Source organism: Methylobacterium sp. 1030 (assembly GCF_040544715.1).
Lineage (GTDB): Bacteria > Pseudomonadota > Alphaproteobacteria > Rhizobiales > Beijerinckiaceae > Methylobacterium.
Genome location: NZ_JBEPKM010000010.1, coordinates 93,775 through 107,940, shown reverse-complemented (window position 1 = coordinate 107,940; position 14,166 = coordinate 93,775). Strand labels below are relative to the sequence as shown.

General features: G+C 70.4%; 14 protein-coding genes. 7 read left to right on the top strand and 7 right to left on the bottom strand.

What is annotated here, in order from left to right:
* Nucleotides 1-140: 140 nt before the first annotated feature.
* Nucleotides 141-818 carry a TetR/AcrR family transcriptional regulator gene (locus ABIC30_RS16120; RefSeq protein WP_020093605.1) on the top strand — a complete coding sequence of 226 codons (678 nt, stop codon included), beginning with the start codon at nt 141-143 and terminating at the stop codon, nt 816-818.
* Nucleotides 819-875: 57 nt separating this feature from the next.
* A complete protein-coding gene (locus ABIC30_RS16115; RefSeq protein ID WP_026605002.1) occupies nt 876-1,337 on the top strand; it encodes a DUF2852 domain-containing protein in 462 nt (153 codons plus the stop codon).
* Between the two features lie 62 nt (nt 1,338-1,399).
* Here the strand turns inward: ABIC30_RS16115 and ABIC30_RS16110 are convergent, their stop codons facing one another.
* Nucleotides 1,400-3,091 (bottom strand): methyl-accepting chemotaxis protein, encoded by a 1,692-nt coding sequence (locus ABIC30_RS16110; RefSeq protein ID WP_354455724.1) that lies wholly within the window; start codon nt 3,089-3,091, stop codon nt 1,400-1,402.
* 477 nt (nt 3,092-3,568) lie between these two features.
* Between ABIC30_RS16110 and upp the strand changes: the two genes are divergently transcribed.
* Nucleotides 3,569-4,204: a uracil phosphoribosyltransferase gene (gene upp / locus ABIC30_RS16105; RefSeq protein ID WP_020096508.1), complete on the top strand. Its 636-nt coding sequence runs from the start codon at nt 3,569-3,571 to the stop codon at nt 4,202-4,204.
* A 9-nt stretch (nt 4,205-4,213) separates the two neighbouring features.
* Here upp and ABIC30_RS16100 read toward each other — a convergent pair whose 3' ends face one another.
* From ABIC30_RS16100 to kaiC, 4 genes are read right to left on the bottom strand one after another with little or no spacing between them, the layout of a single operon-like run.
* Nucleotides 4,214-5,965, bottom strand: a complete 1,752-nt coding sequence (locus ABIC30_RS16100) for an ATP-binding protein (RefSeq protein WP_020096507.1) — start codon at nt 5,963-5,965, stop codon at nt 4,214-4,216.
* Nucleotides 5,965-6,237, bottom strand: coding sequence for a circadian clock KaiB family protein (locus ABIC30_RS16095; RefSeq protein WP_020096506.1), 273 nt, complete (start codon nt 6,235-6,237; stop codon nt 5,965-5,967). Before ABIC30_RS16095 ends, ABIC30_RS16100 begins: the two co-directional genes overlap by 1 nt.
* 41 nt (nt 6,238-6,278) lie before the next feature.
* Entirely contained in the window at nt 6,279-6,620 is a 342-nt protein-coding gene (locus tag ABIC30_RS16090) for a circadian clock KaiB family protein (protein WP_020096505.1), read from the bottom strand.
* On the bottom strand, nt 6,617-8,305 hold the full coding sequence (gene kaiC, locus ABIC30_RS16085) for a circadian clock protein KaiC (RefSeq protein ID WP_020096504.1): 1,689 nt from the start codon (nt 8,303-8,305) through the stop codon (nt 6,617-6,619). The genes ABIC30_RS16090 and kaiC overlap by 4 nt, the downstream gene beginning before the upstream one ends.
* A 247-nt stretch (nt 8,306-8,552) precedes the next feature.
* Here kaiC and ABIC30_RS16080 point away from each other — a divergent pair, with 247 nt between their 5' ends.
* The 4 genes from ABIC30_RS16080 (at nt 8,553) to ABIC30_RS16065 (ending at nt 12,091) form a co-directional block, all read left to right on the top strand.
* Nucleotides 8,553-9,179: a DUF938 domain-containing protein gene (locus tag ABIC30_RS16080; RefSeq protein WP_020096503.1), complete on the top strand. Its 627-nt coding sequence runs from the start codon at nt 8,553-8,555 to the stop codon at nt 9,177-9,179.
* 119 nt (nt 9,180-9,298) lie between these two features.
* A complete protein-coding gene (locus ABIC30_RS16075; RefSeq protein WP_091677173.1) occupies nt 9,299-10,540 on the top strand; it encodes an ABC transporter substrate-binding protein in 1,242 nt (413 codons plus the stop codon).
* 121 nt (nt 10,541-10,661) lie between these two features.
* Entirely contained in the window at nt 10,662-11,675 is a 1,014-nt protein-coding gene (locus ABIC30_RS16070) for an NAD(P)H-quinone oxidoreductase (RefSeq protein WP_020091846.1), read from the top strand.
* Nucleotides 11,676-11,788: 113 nt separating this feature from the next.
* Nucleotides 11,789-12,091, top strand: a complete 303-nt coding sequence (locus ABIC30_RS16065; RefSeq protein WP_020091847.1) for a flagellar basal body-associated FliL family protein — start codon at nt 11,789-11,791, stop codon at nt 12,089-12,091.
* A gap of 45 nt (nt 12,092-12,136) precedes the next feature.
* Here the strand turns inward: ABIC30_RS16065 and ABIC30_RS16060 are convergent, their stop codons facing one another.
* A complete protein-coding gene (locus tag ABIC30_RS16060; RefSeq protein ID WP_026604743.1) occupies nt 12,137-13,018 on the bottom strand; it encodes a 3-hydroxybutyryl-CoA dehydrogenase in 882 nt (293 codons plus the stop codon).
* A 183-nt stretch (nt 13,019-13,201) separates the two neighbouring features.
* Nucleotides 13,202-14,155: an electron transfer flavoprotein subunit alpha/FixB family protein gene (locus tag ABIC30_RS16055; protein WP_020091849.1), complete on the bottom strand. Its 954-nt coding sequence runs from the start codon at nt 14,153-14,155 to the stop codon at nt 13,202-13,204.
* Between the last annotated feature and the right edge of the window lie 11 nt (nt 14,156-14,166).

Here is a 14,166-nt window from a genome sequence, read left to right as displayed (position 1 = left end):
CCCCATGCGCCTGAAACAACCGTCGTGTTCACCGGTCATGTAGAGGCCGACCTCGGAAAAACCGACTGCGTTGGTCTTCGGACTCGACAGGGGCGTAGAGGTCCGGTGTGGTGTAATAGGCGCGCGAAGGATGTGAGATCTTGCGACCCTGGCGGGACGGACCGGACGACCGGCGGAGCTACCATCACGGCAACCTGAAGGAGGCCCTGCTGGAGGCCGCGCGCCGGTTCATCGCCGAGCGCGGGATCGGCGGCTTCACCCTGGTCGACGCGGCGCGGCTCGTCGGCGTGACGCCGGCCGCCTTGTACCGCCATTTCCGCGGCCGCGAGGCGCTCCTCGAGGAACTCGCCGGGCGCGGCTTCGCGGAGCTCGCCGCGCGTCTGGCGCGGGCCCTGACGTCGCGCGGGACGCCGCTGGAGCGGTTCACCCGGATGGGTGAGACCTATCTCGCCTTCGCCGAGGAGGAGCCGGCCTACTACGCGGCGATCTTCGAGACCCGCGGGGCACCCGTCGGCGGGGCCGATCCCGACGCGCCGCCCGGCACCCCCGGTGCGGAGGCGCGGCCGAGTCCCTTCGACCTGCTGGTGGAAGCGCTGCAGGCGACCTTCGCGGACGGGTTCGGGGGCGTGGCGCCCCGCTTCATCGCCCTGGAAGTCTGGGCCCTCGCGCACGGCCTCGCCACCCTCTCGGCCGCCGGCCATCTGCCGCGCGGCCCCGGCTTCCCCGACAAGTACGAGTTGCTGCGGGCCGGAGTCCTCGCCCTGGTCCACGGGGCGGGGCGCCCCGGCGAGCGCGACGGCGGCGGTGGGCGGCCTTGAAAGGCCCCCGCCGGACCCGCATGTTAACCGCGTTCACATGAACAGCGGAGCACAGCCGTGACCTCTCAATCCTCCTCTCCCTGGGCGACCGGCAGGCTCTGCCGGTCCGGCCCGTTCCCGCGTCGGTCGCTGGAGATCGGCGCGATCGTGGTGGGCTTCATCTACTGGTGGCCGATCGGCCTCGCGCTCGTGGCCTGGAAATTCGCGGGCTACCCGGCCTTCGCCGAGATGCGGGACGCCGCGCGCCGGACGGTGTCGGGGTTCGAGGGCGGGCGCCCCGCGTCGCGCTTTGCCCGCGCCTTCGAGGCCGCGAACCGCCGCGGCGGCAGCGGGAACGCCGCCTTCGACGAGTACCGCCGGGCCGAGCTCGACCGCCTCGAGGCGCAGCGCCGCGCCCTCGAGGAAGAGAGCCGCGCCTTCTCGGACTTCGTGGAGGAGCTGAAGCGCGCCCGGGACCGCGAGCAGTTCGACGCGTTCATGGCCAAGCGCCGGACCGAGGGTGGCGGCCGCGCGGTCTGATTCTGCGACGCGGCGTCCGGGCTCATCGGCCCGGACGCACCCCCTGAACACCGCGTGCCGTCTCAGGCCGCGCGGACGCGATCGAGGAACCGCGCCACCTCGCCGTTCAGGTGCTCGGACTGCTCCGAGAGCCGCGACGCCTCGGCCAGAACCTGCCCGGCGGCCTGACCGGTCTTCTCGACGGCCCCAGCGACGCTGACGATGCTGCGGGTCACCTCGCCGGTGCCGGCCGCGGCCTGACCGACGTTGCGGACGATCTCGTGGGTCGCCGCGCCCTGCTGCTCCACCGCCGCCGCGATCGTCGTCGCCACGCCGTCGATGTCCCGGATCCGGGCCGTGATCGTCCCGATCGCCGCGACGGCCTGCCCGGTCGAGGCCTGCACCCGCCCGATCTGGCCCGCGATCTCTTCCGTGGCCCGGGCGGTCTGCTCGGCCAGCGCCTTCACCTCCGTGGCCACCACCGCGAAGCCGCGGCCGGCCGCGCCCGCGCGCGCCGCCTCGATCGTGGCGTTGAGCGCCAGGAGGTTGGTCTGACCCGCGATGGTCGAGATCAGCCCGACCACGTCGCCGATCCGCGCCACGGCCTCGCTCAGGTCCCGGACCAGCGCGCCGGTCCGGTCGGCCTCCGCGACCGCCGCCCGCGCGAGGCCGGCCGAGCCGTCGACCTGCCGGCCGATCTCCTGCACGGAGGCGCCGAGTTCCTCGGCCGCCGCCGCCACGGTGCCGACGTTGCTGGCCGCCTCCTCGGCCGCGGCCGCGACGGTGGTCGACTGCCCCGCGGTCTCGGCCGCGGTCTCCGTCATGCCGCGGGCCGTGGCCTGCAGGCCGGCGGCCGCCGTCGAGACCTGCGCGACGATCCCGCCGACGGCGTCGGCGAAGCGGTCGGCGACCTGCCGCATCGCGAGGCTGCGCTGGCGCTCCGCGTCCTGCCGCGCCGCCTCGGCCTCGGCCTCCAGCTGCCGGGTGCGGATCAGGTTGTCCTTGAACACCTGGACGGCCGCCGCCATGGCGCCGATCTCGTCGCGACGGTGTCGGAACGGGACCTCGGTGCCGGCCTCACCCCGCGCCAGCCGGGTCATCGCGGCGGTCATCGCGGCGATCGGCCGCGAGATGTAGAGGAGGCCGAAGATCGCCGCCGCCAGGGCGGACACCAGCGCGAGGCCGATGCTGGCGACGGCCGCGGCGGACGCGGCCTCGACCCGGATCATCGCCGCGTCCGCGTCCTGCTGCGCCGCTTTCTCGTCGTGGTCCGCCAGACGGGCCAGCGCCGCCCGGGCGCCGTCGTACAGTGCCACGACGTCGGGCCGGATCAGCAGCGCGGTCGCCTCCGTCTGCCGCCCCGCCTCCACGAGGCGCCGCACGTCCCGTTCCACCTCCGCGAATCGGGTCCAGGACGCGCCGAACGCGTCGTAGTGCCGCCGCTCCTCGACGGTGGTGATCAGCGGTTCGTAAGCCCGGCGCGCGTCGCGCAGCCGCGCGTGCGTGTTCGCCAGGGCGGCCTCATTGGCGTCCCGGTGCTCCGGTGTATCCGACAGCAGGATGAGCCGGTACTGCTTGATGCGCACCTCGGAGGCCGCCACTTCGATCGCGCCGACCTTCTCGAGGGAGGGCACCCAGTCCCTGGCCAGCGCCGTCGCAGCCTGCCCGATCCCGGCCAGCTGACGGAGGGACAGACCGCCCTGCGCCGCGGAGATCAGGGCAAGTCCTGCGAAGAGAAGGGCCAGGATTGCTTTGAGTGGAATGGATGCGCGCATGACGATCCTCGGCCAGATCCGAGTGCGGGACGGTCGCATCGGGCGGTCCGACGCAGGCGACTGCATCTAGCCACTTCAGGATCTCGCGCAACTCGCGCCTTAGAAACATCGTAGAATGATTTTTACTTATGATAATACTCTAGAACCGATAATTTACCGAACAAAGCTACATTATTATATCAAATAAAGGTCAACCGTCGCGCAAGTTCGGGTATCTGTTTCGGCCGAAAATCTCTCTTATCCAGACGAAAGCGTTGACGGCGACGAGACAAGTGACGCTTGTGCCGGACCCGCACGCGACGGTCCGCGCCGACCGAGCTCCCATCCATCCGAGAGGATTCCGCGCCCGGCCGCGATGCCTACCCGAGTCCTCACGCACCTCCGTCGATCCGGCCTTCCGCCGGGATCACCGGGACGAGTTGCACCCCGGCCTTCGCTCCTGCATTGCTCCTCAACCGCAAGGGGAGGGTTCGGGGCATGTCGACGGCTCGGGTCACCGTGGTCGATCACCCGCTGGTGCAGCACAAGCTGACCCATCTGCGGGACAAGAACCGCTCGACCAAGGGCTTCCGGCAGATCCTCAACGAGATCGGGATGCTGCTGGCCTACGAGGTGACCCGTGACCTCCCGCTGGAGCCCGTCACCATCGAGACGCCCCTCCAGCCGATGCAGGGGCAGCAGATCCAGGGCAAGAAGCTGGTGCTCGCGCCGATCCTCCGCGCCGGAGTGGGCTTTCTCGACGGCATGCTGTCGCTGGTGCCGTCGGCCCGCGTCGCGCATATCGGGCTCTACCGGGATCCCGAGACGCTGGAAGCCGTGGAGTACTACTTCAAGGCGCCGTCCGATCTGGCCGACCGGACGGTGCTGGTGCTGGATCCGATGCTGGCGACCGCCAACTCGGCGATCGCGGCCCTCGACCGCCTCAAGGCCCGGGGCGCCTCCGACCTCCGCTTCGTCTGCCTGCTGGCGGCGCCGGAGGGCCTTGCCAAGTTCCAGGCCGCCCATCCGGACGTGCCGGTCTGGACCGCGGCGATCGACAGCCACCTGAACGACCACGGCTACATCGTCCCGGGCCTCGGCGACGCCGGCGACCGGATGTACGGCACCCGCTAGGAGCCGGCCTCAGCGCCGCCGCCGGGCTCCGGCGCGGCCCTTGCCGACGACCTTACGGAGGGTCTGCGAGAGCTGATCCACCGAATAGGGCTTCTGGATCAGGTCGAAGCCGTGGACGCCCTCCTGCGCCAGCACGTGGCTGTAGCCGGAGGTGAGGACCACCGGCAGGTCGGGCAGGCGCCGCTGCAGCTCGCGGGCCAGCGCGATGCCGCCCATGCCGGGCATCACGACGTCGGAGAAGACGGCGTCGAAGCGGAAGGGGATCCTCTCGATCTCGACGAGCGCCTCCTCGGCATTGGTCGCCCAGACGGTCTTGTGCCCGAGATCTTCCAGGATCTGCGTGGCGAAGCGGCCGACCTCGATGTTGTCCTCGACCACCAGCACGCAGAGGCTGGCGCCGTCGAGCCCGCTCTCCTCGCTCCGCGGCGTGACGGACATGTCCGGCGCGTACTCCGCCTGCGGCAGGTAGAGCGTGAAGGTCGTGCCGTGGCCCGGGCTGCTGGACACGTCGACGTCGCCCCCGGACTGCTTGGCGAAGCCGAAGACTTGGGACAGCCCGAGCCCGGTGCCCTTGCCGATGTCCTTGGTGGTGAAGAACGGTTCGAAGATGCGCGGCAGCACGTCGGACGGAATGCCGATGCCGGTGTCGGACAGCGACACCGCCGCGAAGGTGCTGCGCGACCCCGCGTGACCGCGGATCGCCGGCATCGGCCGGTCGCCGGATAGCTTCAGGGTGAGGGTGCCCTCACCGCCCATCGCGTCGCGGGCGTTCACCGCCATGTTGATCAGCGCGGTCTCGAACTGGCTGAGGTCGGCGCGGATGTAGCAGGGGGTGGCGGGGATTTCGGCCAGAACGCTGATGCGCGCTCCGGTGACCGAATCCAGCATCTCCGCCACGGCCCGCAGCGAGGCGCCCACCTCGAAAACCTCGGGCCGGAGGGCCTGACGGCGCGCGAAGGCCAGGAGCTGGCCGGTCAGCTTGGCGGCGCGGTCGACCGTGTCGGAGATGGCCTCGACGTAACGGCGACGGCGCTCCTCCGGCAGGTCCGGGCGCTTGAGCAGGTCGGTGGAGGATTTGATCACCGTCAGCAGGTTGTTGAAGTCGTGGGCGACGCCGCCGGTCAGCTGCCCCACCGCTTCGAGCTTCTGCGACTGCCGCAGCGCCTCCTCCACGCGCTCGCGCTCGGCGCTCTCGGACTGGAGTTTGGCATGAGCCTCCGCCAACGCCTGCATACTGCGTCGCTGCTCGGTCAGGTCCGTCAGGATCCCGCAGAGGAGCGGCTGATCGCCCTGGCAGGCGAAGCGGCTGAGCGACAGGAAGGTCGCGCTCTCCGATCCCGCCGCGTGCAGCGCGATCTCCTCGCGGACGGGCCCGTCCATCGCGTGCCGGATCAGGCGCCCGAGGTCGACATCCGCGTGGACGAAATTCCGGAGCGCGCGGCCGGTCAGGCGCTCCTGCGGCTCGCCGAGCATCTCGGCCAGCCGCCGGTTGCAGTAGAGCAGCGTCCCGTCCAGCGCCAACGTGAACGCGCCTTCCTGCATCTGCTCGATTAGCGCCCGGTAGGGCAGGTCCGCGTTCTCGAGCGTGTAGACGAGGCGCTCGTGGTTCGGGCCCTCCACCACGACGGCGTCGAAATCGCCCCGGCGGATGGCCGCGAGGGTCTCCTCGCTCTCCTCCAGCCGCGCCTCGAGCTCGCGGATATGGGCGCGATAGGCGTCGAGCCCGGGCTCGTCGCCGGGCAGCAGAGCGTCCACACCCATCAGAGCGGCTCCGCGGCGGACGCGATCTCGAGACTGCGCAGCACGCGGCCCTCATCCAGGAGGTCGCCCGAGAGGCGCCGTTCCGGCCCCGGCGCCAGTCTCAGGAGTGTGGGCGCGGCGAGGATCCCGTCGCGCTCGGCAAGGTCGGGCTGCTGATAGATGTCGACGATCTCCAGCTCGTAGCGGCCCGGGAAGTGGGCCTCGCAGATGCGGCGCAGCACTTCGACCGCGCGCAGCGAGCGCGACGCGGTTCCGGCCACGAACAGCCGCAACCGGACGTGCTCCGCGTCCGTCGGAGACGAGGCGGCCGCGTTCAAGGCCGGTCGGCCTTGGGACGGATGTCGAGGCCGACCAGAACCTTCTCGGTGTTCGACAGGTCGCCGATGATCCGCTTGAGCGGCGACGGCAGCCGGCGCACGAGGGTCGGGATCGCGAGGATCTGATCGCCGGCGGCGAGCTGAGGGTTCTTCATGAGGTCGATGACCTCGATGTCGTAATGGCCGGCCAGGTGCTCCTCGCAGAACCGCTTCAGGTTGCTCAGGGCAGCGAGAGACTTGGCCGTCTGCCCGGCGACGTAGAGGCGCAGGTGATAGTGGCCGGCATCGCGGTCGGGATCCGTCTCGGGTGCTTGGTCGTCCGATGTCGTATCGCTCATTCCGCGGCACTCCGTCGTGCGCTCAACGCCTGCTGCTCCGCCGCGAGCGTGACGCCCCGCGCCGCGTCCTCGGTACGCAGGCTCTCCTCCTCGTCCACGGCCGCCTCGAGACCGGCCCTGAGCTCCTCGATCTGACGCTCCAAGGCGGAGCGTCGGCGCGCCATATCTCGGAGCCGGCGCTCGGTCGCGTCCCGGTGCTGCAGCGCGGCCGCGCGTTCCTGAGCCTCCTGAACCAGGCGCGCGGTGCCGGTGAGAACACCTGAAGGACCAATATAGGCATCCACCAACTGGATCCCGTCCGACGACATCAGAAATTCGCGGATCTGGTTGGAGTGGCTCATACCCCGCGCCTTGATGACGTAGAGGGTCCGCGTCCGCTCGCCGTTCGCCTCCATGTTCTGGAGCTTGATCCAGGCATCCATCAGGGAGGACACGCCGAGATCGTTGTCCTCGATCAGGGAGCCGTCGCCGCGGAGGGTCGTGAAGATCGCCGTGATGCCGCGGGTCTTGATCAGGTCGATCATGCGCAGGAGCGTCGCCTGCAGCTCGCCCGACGACCCGCGCAGGGCCGAGATCGGGTCGAGCACCACCACGTCCGGCCGGAACTGGTCGAGGTCGCGGTGCATCCGCGCGAGATGCGTCTCCAGACCGAACAGGCTCGGCCGCGCGGCCTCGAAGCGGAGGCGGCCGCTCGCCACGTGCGCGGCGAGGTCGAGCCCGATCGAGCGCGCGTTGCGGATGATCTGGGCACCGCTCTCCTCGAACACGAAGGCCATGCAGCGCTCGCCGCGCCGGCAGGCCGCGTCGAGGATCGAGGCGGCGAGCATGCTCTTCCCGGTCCCGGCCTCGCCGGAGATCAGGATCCCGGAGCCGCGATGGAAGCCCCGCGGCCCCAGCATGGCGTCGAGCCCGGCGATCCCCGTCGAGAGGATGCCGTCGGGCACCCCGTAGACGAGATCCGCCGAGGTCACCGGCAGGACGCTGATCCCCGCGTGATCGATCAGGAACGGGTACTCGTTGGTGCCGTGGGCGGAGCCTCGATACTTGACGACGCGCAACCGTCGCGTGGTGATCTGGTCCTCGACGCGGTTGTCGAGCAGCACGACGCAGTCGGAGACGTACTCCTCCAGGCCCTGGCGGGTGAGCGGCCCGTCGCCGCGCTCGCCCGTGATGATCGCGGTCAGGCCGCGATCCTTGATCCAGCCGAACAGGCGGCGCAGCTCGGCGCGGAGCAGGGTCGGATCGGTGAAGCCCGCGAACAGCGTCTCGATCGTGTCGAGGACGACGCGCTTGGCCCCGATCGAGTCCACCGCGAAGCCGAGGCGGATGAACAGGCCCTCGAGGTCGTACTCTCCGGTCTCCTCGATCTCGCTCCGCTCCACGCGCACGTGGTCGATGGCGAGATGGCCCGCGGCGACGAGACCGTCGAGGTCGTAGCCGAGCGACGCGACGTTCGCCGCCAGATCCTCGGCCCGCTCCTCGAAGCTCATGAACACGCCGGGCTGGCCGTAGAGCGTCGCGCCGTTGACCAAAAAGGTCGTGGCGAACAGCGTCTTGCCGCAGCCCGCGGCGCCGCAGATGAGCGTCGGCCGCCCAGCCGGCAGACCGCCATGGGTCAGGTCGTCGAAACCGGTGATGCCGGTCGCGACCTTGGGTAGTGTCCGGGCGGCTTGCGGGTCGGGCACGATGGGCGAATCCCTGGACGTCTCGGAGGACGGCAAGTCCGGAAGTGGGGCGGCGCTCTCAACCCTGCCGGGCCGATCGGGACGGTTCGCACCGCGAGAGACGCGGAGGCTGGCGCGAACAGCGCATCGAACGGGCGGAACACCGGTGGAATGCGGTATGGCAACGGGTCCGCCCGCGCAATATGGGTGCGTGACGCGTCCGGCCGCCATCCCGTCGACGGACTGCGCAGACCGATGGAGGGCCTCCATGCTCGGCTGGGACGTCGACGTCAACGAGGCCCTGACGGCGCCGGCCGTCGCGCGCAACCGCGACGCGATCCTGGCCGTGCTCCGCGAGATCCTGCCCGACAGCGGCACCGTTCTGGAGATCGCCAGCGGCTCCGGTGAGCACGCGGTTCACGTCGCCGCGGCCCTGCCTGGCCTGGACTGGCTGCCGAGCGATCCCGAACCCGCCGCCCGGCGCAGCATCGCCGCGCACGCGCTCCGGGCCGGGCTCGCCAATATCCGGCCGCCGCTCGCGCTCGACGCCGCCGCCGCGGCGTGGCCCGTCGAGCGGGTCGACGGGATCGTGTGCATCAACATGATCCACATCGCGCCCTGGGCCGCCACCGAGGGCTTGATGGCCGGCGCCGGACGCGTCCTGAGCGCGGGCGGCGTCCTGTTCCTGTACGGGCCGTTCCGCGAGGCGGACCGGCCGTTCGCGGAGAGCAACGCCGCCTTCGACGCCTCCTTACGCGCGCGGGATCCCGCCTGGGGCGTGCGGGACCTCGACGCCGTCGCGGCGGAAGCGACCCGGCACGGGCTCAGCCTGGTCCGGCGCGTGGCCATGCCCGCCAACAATCTGAGCCTGATCTTCGGCCGGGCGGACAGGTGAGCGCCCGTCTGTCACGGCTTTCCGCATCTGCACACTGTATTCAAGCATCCGCGTGCTGCACTATCCTGTCCTGAACCCGATGCGGCGGCAAAAGCCGCACGGGCCGCAGGAGGAAGCCCATGCCGATGGAACGCAGCGTCTCGAGCCGGGCCCTCGCCCTGCTCGCAGTGGCCGGATTACTGGGATCGACACAGGCGCGGGCCGCGGATCCCATCAGGATCGGGGTGATCGCCGAGGCGCAGTCGGTGGTCGGGGCCTCGATCCCGCAGGCCGTCCAGCTCGCCGCCGACGAGATCAACGCCCAGGGCGGCGTCGACGGGCGCCAGATCCAGGTCGTCACCTACGACGACAAGTCCTCGGCCTCCGACGCGGTCCGAGCCTTCCAGCGGGCGGTCTCCGAGGACAAGGTCAACCTCGTCATCGCCAGCTACATCTCCGAGGTCGTGCTGGCGCTGATGCCCTGGGCGGCCCGGCTCAAGACGCCGATGATCACGCCCGGCGCGGCCTCGAACGAGATCAGCGCCGCGGTCCACAAGGACTACGCGCGCAACAAGTACACCTTCCATGGCTACCTGACCTCGGCGGCGCTCGCCCAGTCCATCTGCGATTCCACCAAGGACATGCTGATCGACCTGATGAAGGTGAAGACCGCCGCGATCATGAGCGAGGACGCGGCCTGGACCCGGCCGCTCGACGTCGGCTACGAGAAGTGCCTGCCCGAGATCGGCGTGAAGGTCGTCGACCACATCCGCTTCTCGCCGGACACGGGCGACTTCACGCCGATCTACAACAAGATCGAGGCGGCCAAGCCCGACCTGATCGTCACCGGCATCTCGCATGTCGGCGTGCAGCCGACCGTGCAGTGGCAGAACCAGAAGGTGCCGCTCGCCATGACCGGCATGAACTCGCAGGCGACCTCCTCGACCTTCTGGTCGAACACCAACGGCGCGACCCAGGGCGTGATCTTCCAGAGCATCGCCGTGCCGGGCGCGGCGATCACCGACAAGTCGCTCGCCTTCAGCGCCGCGTTCAAGAAGCGCTTCGGCAGCGACCCGTCCTACGCCGGGTACATGGCCTACGATCAGGTCTACTACGCCGCCGACGCGGTGAAGCGGGCCGGCACCACGGAGGCCGACAAGCTCGTCGACGCCCTGGAGAAGACCGACTGGGTCGGCACCGTCGGGCGCACGCAGTTCTACGGCAAGGACGACCAATTCACCCACTCGATCAAGTACGGGCCGGGCTTCGTTACCGGCCTGATGGCGCAGTGGCAGGACGGCAAGCAGGTCGCGGTCTGGCCGAAGAGCCTCGCGCAGGGCGCGATCGTCCTCCCGGCCGCCGTGAAGGCGGCGGCCCGCTAGGCGGCTCCCCGGACCGGCAACGGGCACGCGGCTTGCCAAGCGCGCCCGTTGCCGCAAGTAGAGCCGGGCCGCGACACCGTGAGCGCGGCCGAGACGACGTGCGCGCTGAGGACAATCGCTGATGGCCACCACCGACCTGCCCGGGACCATGCGCCAGATCCGTTACGCGGGTTCCGGGGGACCGGAGGTGATCAGCCTGGAGAACGCGCCCGTGCCGAGCCCGGGGCCCGGCCAGGTCCTGATCGAGGTGGTGGCGGCCGGGGTGAACCGGCCCGACGTCGCGCAGCGGTCCGGGGTGTACCCGCCGCCGCCCGGCGCCACCGAGATTCCCGGCCTCGAAGTCGCCGGCCGCGTGGTCGCGCTCGGCAGCGGGGTCGAGGGCCTGTCGGCCGGCGACGAGGTCTGCGCCCTGGTGATCAGCGGCGGCTACGCCGAGTACGCCGTGGCCGAGGCGGCCCACTGCCTGCCGCGACCGAAGGCCGTCTCGCTGGTCGATGCCGGCGGTCTGCCGGAGACCTTCTTCACGGTCTACTCCAACGTGGTCCAGCGCGGCCGCCTGACGCGCGGCGAGAGCTTCCTCGTCCACGGCGGGTCGAGCGGCATCGGCGCCACGGCGATCCAGATCGCCAAGCATGTCGGCGCCCGGGTCTTCGCGACGGCGGGCTCCGCCGAGAAGTGCCGGTTCTGCGAGGATCTCGGGGCGGATGCCGCGATCGACTACAAGCAGGCCGACTTCGCCGAGGAACTGAAGCGCCTCACCGACGGGCGCGGCGTCGACGTCATCCTCGACATGATCGGCGCCAGCTACCTCGCCCGGAACCTGAAGTCGCTGGCACCGGACGGGCGGCTGGTGATGATCGCGCTGATGGGCGGCTACAAGGTCGACGGGCTGAACATCACGCCGATCATGCGCAACCGCCTGACCTTCACCGGCTCGACGCTCCGGCCACGCGGGAAGGCCGACAAGGCCGCGATCGCCGACGGTCTCCGTCGGGACATCTGGCCCGAACTCGAGGCCGGACGCATCCGCTCCGTCACCCACGCCACGTTCCCGCTCGAGCGGGCGCGGGAGGCGCACGAGCTGATGGAATCGAGCGCCCATCTCGGCAAGATCCTGCTGACGACCGGCCGCTGAGCCGGCCCCGTCAGGAACCTGCCTCGGCGGCCCCGCGTTGGCGGCCGGTAACGAGATCGTGTCGCACAGCGCCCGTTCCGGCGTGTGGCGTCCCGCCGAGGAAGGTTTTGCACATGGCCGAGAGACTGAACCCCAACGAGAGCCGCCAGGGCGAGCGCGGCAAGCCGGTGCTCTGGGTCCTGGTGGCGAGCCTCGTCCTGCTGGCGATCGCCACCGTGGGCCTGCTCACGTGGAACGGCGCGAACTCGCCGAAGGACTACGCCAGCCAGAGCCAGGACGCGTCGCGCAAGGAGGTGACGGGCTCGGTCAACGGCCAGTCCGGCGGGTCGTCGCCGTCGAACAGCACCGCCGTCCCGGGCGGCAACCCGTCCTATCCGCAGCCGGCCCAGCCGGGCGCGAACGGCGCGCCGAAGTAAGGCGTCGCGCGCGGGACGGGATGCGCCGTCCCGCGGCCGACCCTCTCAGCGGGTCGGGATCGGCGTCGGGCCGCGGTAATCGTAGAAGCCGCGCTTGGCCTTCCGGCCGAGCCAGCCGGCCTCGACGTACTTCACGAGGAGCGGGCAGGGCCGGTACTTCGAATCGGCGAGGCCCTCGTAGAGAACCTGCATGACCGACAGGCAGGTATCGAGGCCGATGAAGTCGGCCAGCTGCAGCGGGCCCATCGGGTGGTTCGCGCCGAGCTTCATGGCGGTGTCGATCGACTCGACCGATCCGACGCCCTCGTAGAGCGTGTAGATCGCCTCGTTGATCATCGGCAGCAGGATCCGGTTGACGATGAAGGCCGGGAAATCCTCCGACATCGTCGACGTCTTGCCGAGTTTCGCGATGAACGCCTTGGCCGACTCGTAGGTCGTGTCCTCGGTCGCGATGCCGCGGATCAGCTCGACGAGCTGCATCACCGGCACTGGGTTCATGAAGTGGATGCCGATGAACTTCTCCGGCCGGTCGGTCGCCGCCGCCAGCCGGGTGATGGAGATCGACGACGTGTTGGTCGCCACGAGGGTCTCCGGCCGCAGCGACCCGCAGAGCGTGGTGAAGATCTCGCGCTTCGTCGCCTCGTTCTCGGTCGCCGCCTCGATGACGAGATCGCACGGGCCGAGGGCAGCGAAGTCGCGGGCGGGGACGATGCGCGAGCGGGCCTCGCCGCTGTCGCCTTCGGTGAGCGTGCCCTTCGAGACGAGGCGCGCGAGGCTGCCCTCGATCACCGACAGCCCGTTCTCGAGCCGGGCGGGATCGCGGTCGTTCAGCAGAACCTCGAAGCCGGCGGTGGCGCAGACTTGCGCGATGCCGCTGCCCATCTGGCCCGCGCCGACGATGCCGACCCGCTTGATCTCCATATGCATGTGCCGACCTGTGCCCCCAAGGCGGATGCCGCAGCGCTGCCGCCCAGCTCTCTGGACGGCACGGACGCGACGGCACCGCGCGAAGTCTCGCCGCTGCTGCCTTCTAGACCAATCCTCGATCCGGAAGGAACCCGTGAAGCCGCGTTCTGCGACAATGCTCGCGGGTTGCCAGATCCGGTGCCGTTACTGGCCCTTGGCTTTGCCGATCTCGGATTGCAGCTCGGGAACGACCTGGAACAGGTCGCCGACGAGGCCGTAATCGGCCACCTGGAAGATCGGCGCGTCCTCATCCTTGTTGATGGCGACGATGACCTTCGAGTCCTTCATGCCGGCGAGGTGCTGGATCGCGCCCGAGATCCCCACCGCGACGTAGAGGTCCGGCGCCACGACCTTGCCGGTCTGCCCCACCTGCCAGTCGTTCGGCGCGTAGCCCGCGTCCACGGCGGCGCGCGAGGCGCCGACGGCGGCGCCCAGCGAGTCGGCCAGCGGCTCGATCAGCTCGTGGAACTTGTCCGAGGATCCGAGCGAGCGGCCGCCGGAGACGATGATCCGCGCCGAGGCCAATTCCGGCCGGTCGGACTTGGCGATCTCCTCGCCCTTGAAGCTCGAGCCGCCCGCCTCAGGCGCGGCCGCCGAGACGGCCTCCACCGGCGCCGGGGCGCCGCCCTCTTCGGCCGCCTTGAAGGCCGCCGTGCGCACGGTGATCACCTTCTTGCCGGCGGGCGCCTGCACGGTCTGGATGGCGTTGCCGGCGTAGATCGGCCGCTCGAACGTGTCGGGCGAGACCACCTTGATGATGTCGGAGACCTGCGCGACGTCGAGCAGGGCGGCCACGCGCGGCAGCACGTTCTTGCCCGTGGTCGAGGCCGAGGCGATGATCGTGTCGTAGGGCTCGGCGATGGCGGCGATGAGCGCCGAGACCGGCTCGGCGAGATCGTGGTCGTAGACGCCGTCCTCGGCGTTCAGGACCTTCTCGACGCCGTCGAGCTTGCCCGCGGTCTCGGCCACGGCCTTGGAGCCGGTGCCCAGCACGAGGGCGTGGACCGGCGCGCCGATCTCCTTGGCGGCGGCGAGCGCCTTCAGCGTGCTGTCCTTGATCTGGCCGTTGCCGTGCTCGACGAAGAGAAGTGTCGTCATGGTCTGCTGGT